Consider the following 17,020-nt stretch of genomic DNA (forward strand, 5'->3'; position numbering starts at 1 on the left):
CCGGCACTACCGGAGGCACGCGGTCGGCGCTGCGGTTCACCCGCTGCGCACGGTGCTCTGGGATGATGGGCGCATGTCACCGCCCGTGCTGCCTTCCGATCCGTCTTCGCCGCTGCGCCGGCGCCTGCTGCGTGCCGCGGCGCTGGCACCGGTGGCCGCCGCGTTGGCCGGCCTGCCCGGCTGCTCGCTGCCCGAACAGGTCGATGGCACCTTCCTGCAGCCGTGGCGCAGCCACCTGCAGTGGGGCATGGCGGACTGGCAACGCTCGTTGCAATTGGCGCGCAAGCTGGGCTGCAGACAACTGGTACTGCAGTGGACCGGAATCATCGGTGGCGCCGACGATGACTGGGCGCTGCCCGATACCAGCGTGCGCATGGTGTTCACCGCCGCTGCCGAAGCGGGAATTGCGGTGCGGGTCGGCCTGCCGTTCCAGCAACGCTGGTGGCAGGCCATCGCCGGCGACGATGCAACGCTGCAGGCCTTCTTCGCCGACAGCCTGGCGCAGGCCCGCACGTGGCTGGCGCAGGCGCCGTGGGCGCGCCTGCAGGCCTTCAATGGCTGGTACGTGCCCTACGAACTCGAGCAGTACCACTGGGCCGATCCGGCCCGCCAGCAGTGGCTGGCGCAGTGGCTGCACGGCCTTGTCCAGGCCACTGCCGATCGCGGTGGCGACTGCGCGATGTCCTGCTACTTCAGCCGCTTGGCCACCGACGGCAACCTGGTGACCCTGTGGGACGCGGTGCTGGCACAGGCCCCGTTGCGGCCGATGGTGCAGGACGGCGTGGGCGTTGCCGGCGCCGGCAACGTGCAGCAGCTGCAACCTCTGATCCGACACCTGCGCGAACGCGGCGTGGCCTTCGATGCCATCGTCGAACTGTTCCGCGAGCTGCCGGGTGAGAACAACGACGGCACCCAGTTCAAGGGCGAAACGGCCGATGCCGCGCGTATCGAACGGCAGCTGGCATGGGCGCGCGACAGCGGCGCCGAGCACGTGCTGGTGTATGCACTGGACCCGTGGCTGTCGCAGGACACGCCGGAAGCGGCGGCACTGCGCCGGCGCTGGGGGTTGTAGGGGGCTGTGATGGCTGGGGTCAGAGCCCATTCCTCTGGAATGGGATCCGACCCCGCCCGTCTACAGCGCGCGGCCGATGATCTCGCGCAGAATTTCGCTGGTGCCACCGAAGATGCGCAGTGCGCGGGCGTCGGCCCAGGCGCGGCCGATGCCGTATTCGCTGCTGTAGCCGTAGCCGCCATGCAGCTGCAGCAGGTCGTCCAGCACCCTGCCCTGCAGTTCGGTGGCGTTGAGCTTGGCCATGGCCGCGCGCAGCGGCAGCAGGTGGCCGCCCATCTGCTCGCCCAGGCACTGGTCCAGGAAGCTGCGAAGCATGGCCAGCTGCGAGGCCGCCGAGGCGAGCACGAAGCGGGTGTTCTGGTGGTCGATCAACAACCGGCCGAAGGCCTTGCGCTGGCGCACGTAGTCCACCGTTTCCTGAAGCATGCCCTCGGCCGAGGCCGCCGCTCGCAGGGCGATGGCCAGGCGTTCGGCCGCCAGCTGCTCCTCCAGGTAGGCAAAACCCCGCCGCTCTTCGCCCAGCAGATGGTCGGCCGGCACGATCACGTCTTCGAAGAACAGTTCGGTGGTGTCCTGCGCATGCTGGCCGACCTTGGCCATCGGCACGCCACGGCTGACGCCGGGTTGCTGCAGGTCCACGCAGAACAGGCTGAGGCCACCGGCACCCAGTTCCGGCGCGACCGTGGCCACGACCACGGCAACATCGGCATTGCTGCCGTTGGTGATCCAGGTCTTCTGCCCGCTCAGGCGGTAGCCGCCGTCCACCGCTTCGGCACGCGTGCGGATGGTTTTCAGATCGCTGCCGGCGCCGGGTTCGGTCATCGCGATCGCACCGATCGCCTCGCCGCGCGCCATCTTCGGCAGCCAGGCATCGCGCACGGCTGGCGTGGCGTACTGCATCAGGTACGGCGCCACCATGTCCGAATGGATCGAGAAGCCGATGCCAAGGTAATTGGCACGCGCCAGTTCCTCGATCACGCAGGCGGCGTGGCCGAAATCACCGCCCAGGCCATAGGGCTCGGGCAGCTGGCAGTTCAGCAGGCCCGCATCGCCGGCGGCCAGCCACAGCGCGCGCGGGGTGATGCCATCGCGCTCCCACTGCTGGTAGTGCGGGCCGATGCGTTCTTCGATGAAGCGGCGCACCTGTTCGCGGAACAGGTCGTGGTCGTCGCGGAAGACAGGGCGATCGGACATCGGATCAGCGGCCCACCGCGTCGGTGCCACTGAGCTGGCCCTGCAGCACCGGGGCGCTGGCAGTACCGGTCAGGAACAGGCTGTAGTGGTCGCCCGGCTGCAGGGCCGGCAGTTCCAGCGGGGCGCTGTCCTTGCCGCCGCAGCCGGCCACCAGGCGCGCCTTCACCGGGTTGATGCCGCGCGCAGCACTGCGCCCGGCCGCGACCGCCGGGAACACCACGGCGCCCTTGTCCGCCATCGCCAGCTTGCCCTGCGCGCAGGCGCCGGCCAGGTTGTAGAAGCGGATCTCGGCCTTTAGTGCATCGCTGGTACCACCGCCGTCTTCCAGCACCGACACCGGCTTGGACGGTGCAGCGGCATCCAGCACCAGGGTGGTGAAGCTGCCGGCGGCCACCGCCGCCTGCGTGCGGGGCTTGCCGGCCACGCGTACGGTGAACGGCTTGCCACCTTCAACGATGGCATAACGGGTCGCGCGCGCCGCCGGGCCGACGTTCTGGTCGGCACCATTGGCCACGCCGGCCTTCACTGCGGCGGCACCCGGGTTGAGCACGCGCACGAAGGCCGAACCGGCCGGCGGGCGGGCGGCATACAGCTGGGCCAGGCGCCCTTCCGGTGCGCCCTGCTGGGCGAAGGAGGCGCACGGTGCCAGTAGCAGGGCGGCGGCGAACAGCGGTTTCAGCGAGAGGTTCATGCAGGTTTCTCCGTCATGCGGAGCGTGCGCGCCAGGGTCTGGTAGCGCTGCTCCAGTTGCTTGCGATCGACCTTGTTGCTGATCGTCTGCGGCAGGGCATCCACCGCGAACAGCTCCGAGGGGATCATGTAGGGCGGCATGTAGCGTTCCAGCTGGTCCTTCCAGTCGGACAGCGCATCGGGCACGCGCTGCAGCTCGCCCGCTGCCGGCGCTGCGGTTTCGATGAAGCCGATCATGCGTACCAGGCTGCCATCGGGCCGGCGCAGCACCACCGCCGCACCGGCCACCACGCCGGGCAGGCGGGCCAGGCCGACATCGACCTCGGCCAGTTCGATGCGGTAGCCGTTGAGCTTGATCTGGTCATCGCGGCGGCCACGGAAGTAGAACCGGCCCTGCTCGTCCTGGTCGCCCAGGTCACCGCTGCGGTAGGCCCGCTTGCCGTTGTGTTCGAACAGCACGCCGGCATCCAGGTCCGGGCGCTCCAGGTAGCCACGCATGACGTGGTCGCCAGCCATACAGATTTCACCGTCCACCAGAAAGACTTCGGCATAGGGCTTGCCCACGCCGATCGGGAAGGGATTGGGCGCAGCCGCACGCAGGGCCGGGTCGATCTCCACCCAGGTGGTGGAACAGGTCGCTTCGGTCGGCCCGTAGGAATTGATGATGCGCACCTGCGGGAAGCGGGCCCACAGTTCTTCGGCCACGCGCGGGGTGAGCGATTCGGCGCCGAACACGAACACGCGCAGATCCGGCAGATGGGCTGCATCGAAGCGCGGGTTGAGGATCTGCTGGCGCACGAACGATGGCGTGGACGCCCACACCGCCACCTTCGAATCGCGCAGGTGGTCGACGAAGTGTTCGCTGCTGGCGATGACATCGCGCGGGCACAGCACGCAGCAGCCGCCCAGCCCCAGCGAGCCGCACAGGTCGAACAGCGAGAAGTCGAAGCTGAACAGCATCTGGTTCATGAAGGCCGGCGCCGGGCCCAGGCCCAGGCAGTCGCGGATCCAGCCGGTGAACAGCGCCACGCTGTCGCGGCCGATCTGCACGCCCTTGGGATCGCCGGTGCTGCCGGAGGTGAACATGATGTAGGCCAGGTCCGGCACCGCCAGCGCACGTGGTGCGTCGGCGCCAGGCAGGAAGGCATCGGCGGCGGCATCGTAGATCGCCCGCGCATGCACCAGGGTGGTGATGCGCTGCAGGCGTGCCTGCGGGTTGATGTTGTCCACCGGGACGTAGGTCACGCCCATGCCCAGGCAGCCAAGCATGGCCACCACGAAGGCCGATTCCTTGTGCCCGGACAGCACCAGCGCATCGCCCGATGCCAGCCCGGCCGCGCGCGCACGTTCGATCCATTCCTGGGTGCTGCGGTACAGGCTGGCCCAGTCCATCACGGCGTCGGCGGCGTGCAGGGCCGGGGCCTGCGGTGCGACCTCAAGGTCGGCGAAGCGGCAGTGATCGAAATCGAAGTACATCGCGCTATCTCCGGCGCCGTTGAAGAGATGCAGAGCCGAGCCCATGCTCGGCTGGGACGTTCAGCGAAGAGCAGCCGAGCGCGGGCCCGGCTCTACAGGCAGCACCCACGCAGCCAGGGTCAGCGCGCGCCGTGCCCGGCCACGTAGTCGGCCAGCACCTGCACCGAATCGACCAGGGTATCGATCTCGTCCACCGGCAGGGTCACGCCCAGGCGGTCCTTGACCTCGACCATCAGCTGCACCTTGGACATCGAGTCGAACAGCGACTCCATGTATTCGTCCGGCTGCACGCGCGTGCCGATCACCGCTTCGACGATGTCGATGAGCTGGTTCTGGATCGTCTGCTTGTCCATGTTGGTATCCACCTTGTCAGAACTGGAAGTAAAGGAAACGGGTTTCTTTGTGCAGGTTCAGCAGGCACAGCGCCAGCATGACCAGCATCAGCAGCAGCCACGCCACGTTCGGCTGCCAGCGCATCCACGCGCGCGGGGCCGGGTTGGGCTTGGCCAGCGAGGGCGAGTACACGCCCATGATCTGGTGTGCGTTCGGGGCCAGCCAAACGATGGCCAGCGACACCAGGATGTACAGTAGCTGCAGATGATGGCCCAGCAGCAGGCGCATGCCATCGGCCAGCGCCAGGCCACCGACGTGGCCCAGGTTTTCCATGCTTTCCCAGCCGCGCACGCCGAACATGCCCTGCACCAGCTGCCAGGCGTCATGCACGCCATCGGCGCGGAAGAACGCCTGCGCCACCAGCACCGCGCCGAAGGTCAGCAGCACATAGCCGGCATGCTGGAACGGATTGAGCGTGCGCAGGGCCGCCGGCTTGCGGCCGCCGACAAACACGCGCCAGGCATGGTTGATGGCCAGGTAGCCCGCATGCAGCAGGCCGAAGATGAGGAACTGCAGGCCGGCGCCATGCCAGATGCCGGCCAGGCCCATCGCCCACACCGTGGGCAGCACGATCATCGACAGGAAGCCCCCGGCGGTGGACACCGCGGCCGGGCCGGTGGCACGGCCATGGCGGGTGCGCCAGCGGGTGACCGCCATCGCCACCGGGTAGTACAGGTAGGCGGTGATGTAGCGGGTGAGCGTCATGTGCCAGCGCGCCCAGAAGTCGATGATGCTGGTGGCCTTGTAGGGCGAATTGAAGTTCAGCGGGAAGCGGATGCCGAACATGCGGGCCAGGCCCAGGGCCATGTCCGAATAGCCGGAGAAATCGAAGTACAGCTGCAGCGCATAGGTGAGCGCCGTAGCCCAGGCGCCCCAGAACTGCACATCACCGGTGGATGCAAAGCCCGCGTCGGCATACGGCGCCAGGGTGTCGGCCAGCAGCACCTTCTTGGCCAGGCCGATGACGAACAGCATGCCGCCGATGGACAGGTTTTCCGCCTGGAAACGGTAGGTTTCGCGCTTGCTGAACTGCGGCATCATCTCCTTGTGGTGCAGGATGGGGCCGGCGATCAGGTGCGGGAAAAAGGTCACGAACAGCACGTAGCTGAGCGGGCTGCGGTCGTTGACCACGCCGGCGCGGCAGTCCAGCAGGTAGCCGATCTGGGTGAAAGTGAAGAAGGAAATGCCCAGCGGCAGGATCAGCGTGTCCATCGCGCCCACGTTGAAGCCCATGTCGTGGACGAAGTTCACCATCGCCGCGAAGTACTTGTAGTGCACCAGCAGCAGGATGTCGGCGGCCACGCCGAAGGCGGTGGCCAGCAGCTGCAGCTTCGGCCGCTTGGCCAGTGACAGGATGACCAGGCTGACCAGGTAGTTGAACAGGATCGAGCCGGCCAGCAGGATCACGAACTGCGGGTTCCACCAGCCGTAGAACACGATGGAGGCCACGCACAGCCACAGGGCGGCCAGCCGGGGCTGCAGCGCGCCCAGCAGGTAGTGCACGCCCAGTGCGATCGGCAGGAAAACCAGCAGGAACAGGAAGGAGTTGAAAAGCATGGTCGGTCGGCGCTCAGTCGATACCGGCCAGTGCCTTCTGCTCGCCTTCGGTCAGCGGCAGGGACAGGGCCATTTCGGAGAATTCCCAGATCACCAGTTTCAGGCTGGGCGGCCACGTCGCCTGCTGCGGCCACGCCGTCAGCAGCGCGCCGGAGAACTGGCCGCCATCCATGCTCTGGTTCCACACCTCGCGCCCCAGGCCGTGGCCCAGGCGTTCGGCGAACAGGCTGCGCCGGCCGTTGGAACTGCCCAGCAGCAGCACCTCCACCGGCGGGGTGTCATCCAGCAGGCCACCGCTGCGGACCGGGGCGATCACCTGCTCCGGCTCCTGGTCCAGCGTGGGCCGCCAGGCCGGCGGTGCGTGTTCCAGCCCGGCCAGCACGATCAGGTCGCCCATGCGCGGCTTCGGTGCGCCCAGCGGGCCCACGTCGAAGGCCTGGCCACCCTGCCCGCCCAGCAGCGGCAGCGCCGCAGCGGTGACGGCGTCGGCGGCGCGCTGCGCGCCGATCCGGTTCATGTGCACGTCGGTGCGGAAGAACACCGGCGCCTCCTGCCCGGACAGTACCGGCAGCAGATCGACGCTGGGCACGTGGGCCGACGCCAGGGCCTGCTGCCACTGCCCGTAGCGGGCGCGCATCGGTTCGGAGTAACGCAGGCCGCAGGTATGGGCCTGCTCGATGCGTGACTTGTCCGGCACCACCACCACCAGCAGCTGCACGCCCTTGGCCTGCAGCTGCTGCGACCAGTGCTGCATCAACCGCACGCGGTCGCTGAACACCTTGGCACCGGCACCGGGCTGCGGGCGCAGGCCGTCGCGGTAGAACAGCCAGTCCGGGCAGCCCAGGGCCACCTGTTCGCCGGTGTCGCCCAGCAGGCGGTAACGCAGCGCGGCACCGGCCAGGTCACCTTCGTTCTGGATCGGCAGGCGCAGCGCCTGGTTGATCGCCTGGCCGGCTTCACCATCGGCCCATTTGGAGGGCAGCAGCTTGTCGGCCGGCAGCTTGGCGTGGGCCAGCATCCAGCCGCCGGCGCAGGCGCCGATCAACAGCAGGGCCGATACCACCACCGCGGTCAGCCGATGCGCGCGCGGTGGGGCAGCAGGTGGCAGGGGCGCAGGCGCCCCGGGGCGGGCATTCATCGGTTTACTGCCCCAGTGCCTTGTGCAGCCGCGCCTTCCACTGCTCGGGCGTCATGATCGATGCGTTGTCCCACTGGCCGCGTGCATCCGGGCCCTGCGGGTAGGACGGTTCGAACATCTGCCAGACCAGCACCTGCGGCTTGTTCTGCTTGAACTCGGGCGATTCCAGATATTCCAGCAGCATGACCCAATGGCCGACGTTGCCCGGCTTCCAGTTCACCGACACCGGGCGGTCGATCAGGTTGGACAGCTTCTGCGGGAAGCCGAAGTACGGCTGCACCATGCTGTGGCCGGTCACGTGCACCGGTGCCGGCGCATCATCCAGCAGCGACTGCTGTTCGGCCTGGCGGCGCACGGTGAAGGTATCGCGGCCGATCGCCTTGCGCTGTTCGTCGGTGAGGAACAGTTCGGCCAGATCGCCGAAGCGTCGTTCCTTGATCTCGCTGCCCAGCGCCATGCCGCTGCCGGCTTGGCCGGCCAGGGTCGGCACCTGTTCCTTGATCCTGGCCGCTACCGCGGTGGCGACCGCATCGGCGGCCGGCTGGGTCCAGTGCTGGTCGCTGCGGTAGAACACGTCCTGACCGCCCTGCTTGACCTGGCGCATGGCCTGCAGCGCATCGACGGCCGCCACCTGGGCCTTGGCCAGGCCGTCCAGTTCCAGCGCGTAGCGACCGCGCACCGCATCGCCCAGGTGTTTCCCGTCGGGCAGCTTGTCCTCATAGAACAGCGCCTTGTCCGGCAGCACCAGCACCTGCAGCTTCACCCCGGCGGCGGCCAGCGTGCGCTGTGCTTCGGCAATCAACGCGGTGTTGCGGGCAACGGCGGCGGTATCCACGTCGGTCAGGCTGCCCCAGGCGGGGAACAGCCAGCCATCCTTGCCGGTCAGCACGATGGACGAATCCTGGTTGGCGGCCGCCACCGGTGCTGCCGGCGCCTGGGCCTGCAGTGGACCGGCCGCGGCCAGCGCACACAGTGCGGCCAGCAGGAGCGCGCGCGGGCGTCGCGCAGGCGTTGCAGAGGGCGTTGCGGCGTGCAGAAGCTTCATCGGCAGATCCTTCATGCAGAGTCAGTAGTACAGGGTGGCAGCGGCGAACAGGCCCTTGGCCCGCTGGGTATCGCCGCCACCGATGGCGAAGCGGTAGGACACGGACAGGTCCAGGTACGACCGTGCCGCGTTGTAATGGTCCTCGCGGAACCAGTAACGCAGGCCGACGCCGGGACCGGCCCCGAGCGACCAGCTGCGCTGGGTATCGGACAGGGCGAACGACTGCGGGCCGATGCCGGGGTAGTCGATGCCGCGCACGCGCGAACGCTGGTCCTGCCAGTCCGCGCCCAGCACCACGTACGGGGTCAGCAGCCAGCGGGTCTGGTCGGCACCGAAACGGTAGTTGCGGCCGGCGCGCAGTTCGGCCGCGGCGAAGGCCTGCTGGCGGCGCAGTCGCCCGGTGGACTCACTCACGCGCTGCGACGGTTCACCGTTGGCGTCGAGCGCATCGACGGTGAAGTGCGCGCGGTTGTCGTCCCAGCTCAGGCCGGCCTGGGCGTAGCCGCTGATCGTCCACCACTGGGTGACATCAGTACGCACGCCGGTGCCCTGGTAGAAGCCGTAGGTGGCATAGGTCATCCAGCCACCGGCACTGTCGTTCAGGCGATAACGCGCCAGCAGGTTGGCCTGCAGCGGGCGTTCGGATTCGATCTGGATCTGGCAGCGCATGGCGGCCGAATCGGCGTAGATGCCGCCACGACGCGTCGCGCTGCCGAGGAACTGGCGGCGCTCCAGGCCCACACTGAGGCCGGTCTGGCCGAAGGAATAACGCGCGCCGAACGAACCGACGGTGGAGGGCCAGCCGGCAATCGAACGCGAACGGCTGAGGCGTTCGGCGCGTTCGCGGGCATCGGGCGTCTCCACACCCGTGCACGGGTCCACGAACAGCAGCGATTCGAACGTGCCACCTTCGTCGTACAGCGTATTGGCGATGCGTGCGTACAGCTCCAGCGTGCCGTGCTGGTTGTTGGTCGCCTGCGGCCGCCAGAACGCTTCCAGCGTGCCGAACACCGAGGCACCGGGCGTGCTGATCGACGCACCGCCCAGGTTGGTGGCGGCCTGGCGCGAACCGCGGTAGCCGGCCGAGGCGGTCACGCCCCAGTCGCGCGAATAGCCTGCGATGGCACTGCGGGTGTTGTAGCGCTGCGCCTTGTCCAGCGGCAGCTGGCCGGCGTCGGCGGCATCGATGGCACCGCGCAGCAGGGTGACCGCCTGGCGATGGTCACCACTGGCGGCGCTGGCATAGGCCTGGTCCATCACCACGGTCTTGGGCGCCTTGCCGGTGGCTTCGGCGGCGCGGAAATCGGCCAGGGCCAGTTCGGGCTCGCGCGCGGCCTGGTTGAGGTAGCCGCGCTGCATCAGCAGGCCGGCATCGTCCGGGTGCGTGGCCAGGGCAGTATCCAGGCGCTGCCGTGCCTCGGCCTGCTGGCCGTGGTTGCCGGCCGCCAGGGTGGTGGTCAGCAGGCCCTGCAGCGTCGCGTTGTCCGGCGTTTCCTGCACGGCCTGGCGCGCTTCATTGATGGCCTGCTGGTAGTCCTGCCGGCCGTAGGCCGCATACGCACGCTGCGCCGCACCGCCGTCGCCCTGCAGATCGGCAGGCATCAGTTCGCACTGGGTGCCATAGGGCGTGTCGCGGCACTGCTGGAACGGCGCCGGGTAGGACTGCAGGGTGAGGGTCTGGCCGGCACGCGCATTGCGGATGGCCTTGCCGCGTTCGGCGATGGCCTGGCGGATGCCCTGCTGGGCTTTCTCGTCCTCGTCGGCCAGGGTATCGGCCTGCAGCGGTGCCAGCAGCGCGGTGGCGCGCTCGCGGTCGCCGGCGGCCACGGCAGCATCGACCGCCAGCAGGCGCACGTTGCGCTGCTGCTGGCCATCGAGCCAATCCTGTTTCAGCGCCGCATCGAAATCGGCGTTGGCCTGTTCGGTGTGTCCCTGGCGCTGGCGCAGGTAGGCACGCATGACCAGGGCGACGGTGTCGTCCTGGTCGTTGTCCAGCGCCTGGTCGGCGGTGTGTTCGGCGTCGACCAGCTGCCCGTCCAGCAGCTGCGATGTCATCAGCAGCAGGCGGTGCGAGGCCACGTCGGGGGCGCGTGCCACCGCTTCGCGGGCGAAGCCGGTGGCGGCACTGAAATCCTGCGAGATGAGCGCCTGGTAGCCATCCTGTGCCGGCTTCACCGCGCGCTGGCGGCCCAGCGCCACGCGCTTGGCGCGCAGGTCGGCCACGTTGGGGGCGCCCAGCTGCAGCGCGGTGGCAGCGGCGGCGTCGGCCTGTTCCAGCTGCTGCTGCGCTTCCAGCGATGCCACCCACAGCATTGCCCATGCCCCCTGCTGCGGCTGCTGGCGGAAGGCCTGCTCGGCCTTGCTGGCGGCCACCGCCATCTGGTCGTTGTTGTAGGCGCTATAGGCTTCGGTGGCGATCGCGAAGGACTGCTGGTAGGCGCGTTCGGCCGGGGTCTGCCGCGCCGCCGGTGCCGCGCGCGCGCCGCCCGCAGCACCCGCCGCAGACGCCGGTGCGGTCGCCAGCGCCGGCAATGCCGGGTCTTTCAGGCCGGCATTCAATGCGCTGCGCGCCTGCTGCCGCGCTTCATCGGCGCGGCCCAGCTTCTGCAGCGAATAGATCTGCAGCAGGCGCAGACGCACCACGTCCGGGCGCAGCCGCGAGGCTTCGCTGGCCTGGCGGTAGGCGGCGCTGTAGTCGCCGCGCTCGTAGGCCGAAAACGCCTGTTCGGCCAGGCGGTAGGCCGGGCCGGACAGCGGCAGTGCCGCGTCCGCCTGCGCATAGGCCGGTGCGGCAGCGGCCAGGGCGACAGCGATGACGGTGGACAGCAGCGTGGTCTTCATGCCGATACGACTCCGGGAGGCGGCGACTGCAGCATCGCCGCACGGCGGCGTTGTTCTTCCATGGCCTTGGCAACAGCATCCTCGCTGGCGATGCCCTTGGTCACCAGGTAATCGCCAATGCGGCCGTCGCGCTGCGGCTTGTATTCGTCCAGGGCGATCTCGAACCGCGCATGGTCGATCAGGCGCATTTCCACCAGCAGGTCACCCAGCAGCGGCACGGTATCGATACGCCACTGTTCAGCGCCACCGATCAGGCGCAGGCCTGCGTTGATCTCGCTTTCGCGGGCCACGCTCTGTTCAACATGGGCGTTGCCGGTTTCCTGCTTGAGCAGGGCCAGCGCGGCGTCGGACAGCGGGTTGGCCACGGCCAGCCGCAAGGTACCCGGCTGCAGCTGTGGCAGCGGCAGCATGCGCCACTGCACACAGGCATCGACACTGACCGGGAAATCGCCTGCGGACAGGTAGTCGACATCGATCACCGCACGCTGCAGGTCGCCCTGGAAGGCGATGGCCTCGGCCAGGGTTTCATCATCCAGCCAGCCCTGCGACAGCAGGATGCGGCCCAGTGGCTGCTGGCGCCCGCCCTGCTGCTGCTGCAGTGCTTCTTCCAGGCGTTCGGGTTCGATGGCCTGCCAGGTGGTCAGCAGTTCGCCCAGGCGCTTGCGCGTCTGCACCAGTGCCGATGCATCGGGGAAGTCGTGCATGGTCTTGTCCCAGACCATGCGCTTGCCGAACAGCAGGTAGGCCAGGAACATCTTCCACGCACGCGCGGTCGCCATGAAGTTGACCATGTTGCCGACCACCATGCGCGGGATCGACATCAACGCGTGTTCCCAGCCGTACAGCAGGTTGACGAAGTAGAAGCGCTGCACCACGCGGCTGGCCAGGGCGGCGGTGGTCAGCAGCGCGATGTTCATCTGCCAGGTGCCGGCCTGGAACACGCTGGGGTACTGCAGGGTCCATACGCCGGTCACCTTCAGCAGCCAGAACAGCAGCAGCTGCAGGAAGATGAGGTAGGCGATGATGCTGACGAAGGAGGTGATGATGCCCTTGCGATCGCGCGCCAACAGGTACTTGGTGGCCAGCGAACCGCGCCAGCCCAGGGTTTCCCAGCTCTGCAGGCCGATACCCAGCACCCAGCGCGCCTTCTGCCGGTACGAGGCGCGGAAGTTGTCGGGGAAATACTCGCGCACGCACAGCGCCATGTTCTGGGTGCGTTCGCGCACCGGGCCCCAGCCGAACCAGGACGGCCGGCGCACCAGGAACTGCACGGGGAAGCGGGCGAAGATCGAATGCATGCCCATCGCCGCCAGGCGCGCACCGACGTCGTAATCCTCGGTGAGGCTGTCGGTGTTGAAGGGCTGGTTGTCGGTCTCTTCGCTCAGCGCCAGCAGCGCGCGCCGCGAAAAGCAGGTGCCGACGCCGGCCGAAGGCACCATGCCGGACACGCTTTCGCGCACCACCAGGTCCTTGGCGTGCCATTCGGCGAACTCATCCATGTAAACGCCGGCCACCAGTTCATACCACTCGCGGTCCAGCGAGGTGACCGGCAGCTGGATCATGTCCTTGCGCGGCAGCAGGTAATTGAAGAAGCGCAGCTCCATGGGGTGCAGCACGTCTTCGCTGTCGTGCAGGATGACACCGGCGAACTCGATGTCGTGGCGCTTCTCGTAGTCGAAGATCGACAGGATCAGCCAGTTCAGGCAGTCGGCCTTGCTGGTGGGCCCATCGTGCGGCACCTCCACCCGGCGCAGGCGCTTGTAGCGGCGGCGCATGCGCTCCACTTCATCGATGGTCGCCTGGTCGTTGGGATAGGTACCGACGAACACCACGTACTCGCGGTAATCGAGCACGTTGATCATGTTCTCGACCATCTGCGCGATGACGTCGTATTCCATCCACGCCGGCACCATGATCGCCAGCGGTTGTTCCGGCCGCTGCAGCAGGTCCTGCTGGGTGAGCGGCTTGTACTCACGGCGCTTCTTCACCGTCAGCGTGCGCCAGGTTTCGCGGGTCCAGTACCAGAGGTCGATGAACAGGTCATCGAGGCTGGAGATCAGGATCAGCACGGCCACTACGGCCGCCACTGTTTCCAGGGCGGCGTAGTAGTTGGCCAGCTGGATGTTCCAGAACAGACCGTCCACGACGGATCAGTGCCCGGAGCTGGCGGACTTGCGGCGGCGGCGGATCTGGGTGACACGGGCGGCCAGCAGGGCGAACACCACCACGCCCACGGCGATCAGCAGCCACACCATGTGTTTTTCCCAGCCCGTCTGCGGATTGCCTTCTTCGGCGATGCGCGAACCGTAGGGGTCCTGGCTGTCGAAATCGCGCACGACATCACTGCCGTCGATCACGGCCAGATCACCGCGCAGCAGGCGGAACGGCGCGCCCAGCGCCGGCCCCTGGGTGCCCAGATCGCTGTACAGCACGCCGGTCTGGCCACCGGCCGAAGCCACCTGCACAGCCGCGGCGCGTTCCAGGCCGGTCAGGTCCAGCAGCGCCTGCGGCTTGCCGGCGATGACCAGATGGCCATCCTTCAGGCCGGCCAGGTTGACCCCGGACGGTGCCACGTCGAAGGCCAGGTAGGGCTTGCCCGGGCTGATCGCTGCACCGGCGTCGACCACCTTCAGCTCGGCCGCCTCCGGCGAAGCACCGACGGCGCTTGCAATGGCGATGACCTTGGCCAGCGACGTCGGCGCGTCCTGCAGCCAGCTGCCCGGCACGAACACTTCGTTGGCGCGCGACAGCAGGCTGGACGCGCCGATGAAGTCGGCACCCAGGGTGCGCTTGGCCAGCTTGATGTGGCTGCTGGGCAGGATCGTGACCGGGAAGGCAGTGGCCGGGTCATGGCAGTACGGACGCGCCGGCTGGCGCAGGAAGCTGACCCGCACCTCGTTGCGCGCCGACAGCGCATAGGCCGGCACCTTGGCGACCAGCCGTTGCGGCTTGCCGTTGGCCGACAGCACCTTGGCACCCAGCAGGTAATCGTTGAAGAAGATCGTGGCCACGGCGCCCTGCCCGCCCGCATTGGGCGCGGCGGAGACGTCGATCACCACTTCCTCGGGAAGGCGGCCATCGGCCGACAGCGCGCCCAGTTCGAAGCTGGCGGTGCGGTCGCCACGGGTGACGATGTCCTGGGTGCCGGCGATGTTGCCCAGGCGGCTGAGCAGCACCAGGTCGCCCTGCATGACCGGCGCACCGGCCTGGTCGACCTTCAGCGAACGGCCCAGTGCATAGGCACGCCATTGTTCGGACAGCAGGCCGGCCACTTTGCCACCGGCAGCCGGGTCGACCACCAGGGTGGGACGGCCGGCAACGGCGGCGACGCTGACCGAGGCCGCAGCGGCCGGCTTTTCCAGCGCGGCCATGTCGGCCGCGCGCCAGGCGGTGAATGCACTGGCGGCGTCGGCACCGCTGGCACCGACCTGCGCGGCCAGCGCATCGAGCGCGGCACGCACGCCGTTGCGCAGGGCCTCGCTGCCGATCATCACATCGGCGGCCAGCGGACCGCTGTCACGCAGTGACAGCAGCGCACCGACTTCGGCCAGATCCTTGATCGCATGCGCGCGCTCACCCCCGGCCAGTGCGGCGTAGGCCGGCACGCCCATCAGGCTGGCGGGGATGCTGATGCCACTCAGGTCGACGCTGTCGCCGACCTTGGGCAGGGCCACCACGTCCACCTGCTTGCCACCGGTCTGCAGTGCAGCACCGATACGCCAGGCGGCATCGTAGGACGGTGCCTGCAGCGACTTGCCATCGACCAGCAGCCGCACCCGCGGCGGCAGTGCGCCCCAGGCCTTGGCCACGCTGTCCACGGCGCGGCCGTCGAAGCGGTAGCTGAAGCGCGAATCGGGCGACAGGCGCAGCACGTTGGCCGGTGCGCTCTGATCGGCGCAGCGGTAGTCGGACACGATGGACCACCAGCCCACGCCCACACGGACGAAGCCGTTGTCGCGCGGTTCGCCGTCGATGGCCAGCAACTGGCTGGCATCGCCCTGCGCATCGGTGATCGAGCGCGCGGCGATCGGATCGCCATCCACCGACCACAGGCCGGAGGTGCGGCCGGTGTGGCCACGCACGTAGCGGCCATCCAGCTGCAGCTGCGCGTCTCGGGTGGGCACGCCCACCGGCACCGGCAGGTAGATCTCGCGCTGGCTTTCCTGCCCGCTGAGCACCAGCGGCTGGCGGAAGCCCAGCTGGCGCAACGTCATCTGCCGGGTCACGGTGCTGTCGCCGGTCCATTCGGCGAACTGGCCAGCGGCCGTATCGGCAGCGCTGGCGGTGGCAGCGAAGCTGGTTAGGGCCAGCGTGGTGGAAACCAGGAGGAAGGTACGTTGGCCGGTCTGGGTCATGGCGTCACTTCGTGCAGAGGAGAGGAAACGAGGCCGGCGCTGCGATGGCCGGGATGGAATTCGGGCAGCGGCTGCCCGCGCAGTGCAGCCACGATGCGCGCACTGGCACGCCCGTCGCCGTAGGGGCTGGCGTCGGGATCGAAACGCGTGGGCTGTGCAGGCTGGGCAAGCGCGGCATTGACCGATTCAACGATGCGGGCCGGCGTGGTGCCGACCAGCTTCACAACGCCGGCTTCGACCGCTTCCGGCCGTTCGGTCACATCGCGCATCACCAGCACCGGCTTGGCCAGCGCGGGGGCTTCTTCCTGCACGCCACCGGAGTCGGTCAGGATCACGTCGGCACGCTGCATCAGGCGCACGAAGCTCAGATAATCCTGTGGCGGCACCAGGTGCACGTTGCCCAGATGGCCGAGCTCGGCATTCACCGGGCCCTGCACGTTGGGGTTGAGGTGCACTGGATAGAGCACCTGCAGGTCTTCGCGCTGGGCCAGTTCGCCCAGCGCACGGCAGATGTCCAGGAAGCCCTGGCCGAAACTCTCGCGGCGGTGGCCGGTGACCAGCAGCAGGCGACGCTTCGGGTCCAGCATCTGGAACGGCGCATCGGCCTTGGCACGCAGGGCCGGATCACGGTCGAGCTGCTGCACCGTCTGCTGCAGGGCATCGATGACGGTGTTGCCGGTGACCACGATTTTTCCGCCCAGGTGTTCACGCGCCAGATTGCTGCGCGAACTGGCCGTGGGCGCGAACAGATAGTCGGCCACTACGTCGATCACGCGCCGGTTCATCTCTTCCGGCCATGGCCGGTGGATATCGCCGGTGCGCAGGCCCGCTTCGACGTGGCCGATTGGAATGCGGTGGTGGAAGGCAGCCACGGCCGCCGTCATCGCGGTGGTGGTATCGCCGTGCACCAGCACCCGATCGGGCCGCACCTGCGTGTACAGCGCATCCAGCCGTTCGAACAGCTTGGCGCACAGGCCATTGAGCGTCTGGTTGGGAACCATGACGTCGAGATCATGGTCGGCATTGATCGCGAACAACGACATCACCTGGTCCAGCATCGCCCGATGCTGGCCGGTGGTGCACACGATCGACTCGATATCCGGCGCCTCACCCAGCGCCTTGACCAGCGGCCCCATCTTGATTGCTTCAGGACGGGTACCGAAAACGGAAAGAACCTTCACCGCAGAACTCCCTCAAGGCCTGCTAAACATCCTGTCGGCAGATCGTAAGCGATTCTGTGAAGTTCGGCCACATAATTG

At 68.3% G+C, this 17,020-nt stretch carries 12 protein-coding genes; 1 reads left to right on the forward strand and 11 read right to left on the reverse strand.

The features are described 5' to 3' along the window. The first annotated feature begins 73 nt into the window (after positions 1-73). Complete coding sequence (locus tag ACM2ZB_RS11945; RefSeq protein WP_416055576.1) at positions 74-1,072, forward strand: DUF4434 domain-containing protein; 999 nt, start codon at positions 74-76, stop codon at positions 1,070-1,072. A 60-nt stretch (positions 1,073-1,132) separates the two neighbouring features. Here the strand turns inward: ACM2ZB_RS11945 and ACM2ZB_RS11950 are convergent, their stop codons facing one another. From ACM2ZB_RS11950 to wecB, 11 genes are all read right to left on the reverse strand, one after another. Then, the gene (locus ACM2ZB_RS11950; protein ID WP_416055577.1) at positions 1,133-2,266 is read right to left on the reverse strand and encodes an acyl-CoA dehydrogenase family protein; all 1,134 of its coding nucleotides are present in this window, start codon (positions 2,264-2,266) and stop codon (positions 1,133-1,135) included. A gap of 4 nt (positions 2,267-2,270) precedes the next feature. After that, a complete protein-coding gene (locus tag ACM2ZB_RS11955; protein WP_416055578.1) occupies positions 2,271-2,957 on the reverse strand; it encodes an alginate O-acetyltransferase AlgF in 687 nt (228 codons plus the stop codon). Beyond that, entirely contained in the window at positions 2,954-4,432 is a 1,479-nt protein-coding gene (locus ACM2ZB_RS11960; protein WP_416055579.1) for an AMP-binding protein, read from the reverse strand. The genes ACM2ZB_RS11955 and ACM2ZB_RS11960 overlap by 4 nt, the downstream gene beginning before the upstream one ends. A 119-nt stretch (positions 4,433-4,551) precedes the next feature. Continuing rightward, a complete protein-coding gene (locus tag ACM2ZB_RS11965) occupies positions 4,552-4,785 on the reverse strand; it encodes an acyl carrier protein (RefSeq protein WP_313440191.1) in 234 nt (77 codons plus the stop codon). Between the two features lie 16 nt (positions 4,786-4,801). Then, positions 4,802-6,382 carry an MBOAT family O-acyltransferase gene (locus tag ACM2ZB_RS11970; RefSeq protein ID WP_416055580.1) on the reverse strand — a complete coding sequence of 527 codons (1,581 nt, stop codon included), beginning with the start codon at positions 6,380-6,382 and terminating at the stop codon, positions 4,802-4,804. A gap of 13 nt (positions 6,383-6,395) precedes the next feature. Continuing rightward, entirely contained in the window at positions 6,396-7,520 is a 1,125-nt protein-coding gene (locus ACM2ZB_RS11975; protein ID WP_416055581.1) for an alginate O-acetyltransferase AlgX-related protein, read from the reverse strand. A 4-nt stretch (positions 7,521-7,524) separates the two neighbouring features. Then, positions 7,525-8,565: an alginate O-acetyltransferase AlgX-related protein gene (locus ACM2ZB_RS11980; RefSeq protein ID WP_313440197.1), complete on the reverse strand. Its 1,041-nt coding sequence runs from the start codon at positions 8,563-8,565 to the stop codon at positions 7,525-7,527. A gap of 21 nt (positions 8,566-8,586) precedes the next feature. Next, entirely contained in the window at positions 8,587-11,406 is a 2,820-nt protein-coding gene (locus tag ACM2ZB_RS11985; RefSeq protein WP_416055582.1) for an NfrA family protein, read from the reverse strand. Beyond that, entirely contained in the window at positions 11,403-13,550 is a 2,148-nt protein-coding gene (locus tag ACM2ZB_RS11990) for a glycosyl transferase family protein (RefSeq protein ID WP_416055583.1), read from the reverse strand. Before ACM2ZB_RS11990 ends, ACM2ZB_RS11985 begins: the two co-directional genes overlap by 4 nt. 6 nt (positions 13,551-13,556) lie before the next feature. Continuing rightward, positions 13,557-15,761: a hypothetical protein gene (locus ACM2ZB_RS11995; RefSeq protein WP_416055584.1), complete on the reverse strand. Its 2,205-nt coding sequence runs from the start codon at positions 15,759-15,761 to the stop codon at positions 13,557-13,559. Next, positions 15,758-16,942, reverse strand: a complete 1,185-nt coding sequence (gene wecB, locus ACM2ZB_RS12000; protein ID WP_416055585.1) for a non-hydrolyzing UDP-N-acetylglucosamine 2-epimerase — start codon at positions 16,940-16,942, stop codon at positions 15,758-15,760. The genes ACM2ZB_RS11995 and wecB overlap by 4 nt, the downstream gene beginning before the upstream one ends. Positions 16,943-17,020: the final 78 nt, after the last annotated feature.

Origin of the sequence: Stenotrophomonas maltophilia, from assembly GCF_047782825.1 — a bacterium.
In the GTDB taxonomy this organism is placed as follows: domain Bacteria; phylum Pseudomonadota; class Gammaproteobacteria; order Xanthomonadales; family Xanthomonadaceae; genus Stenotrophomonas.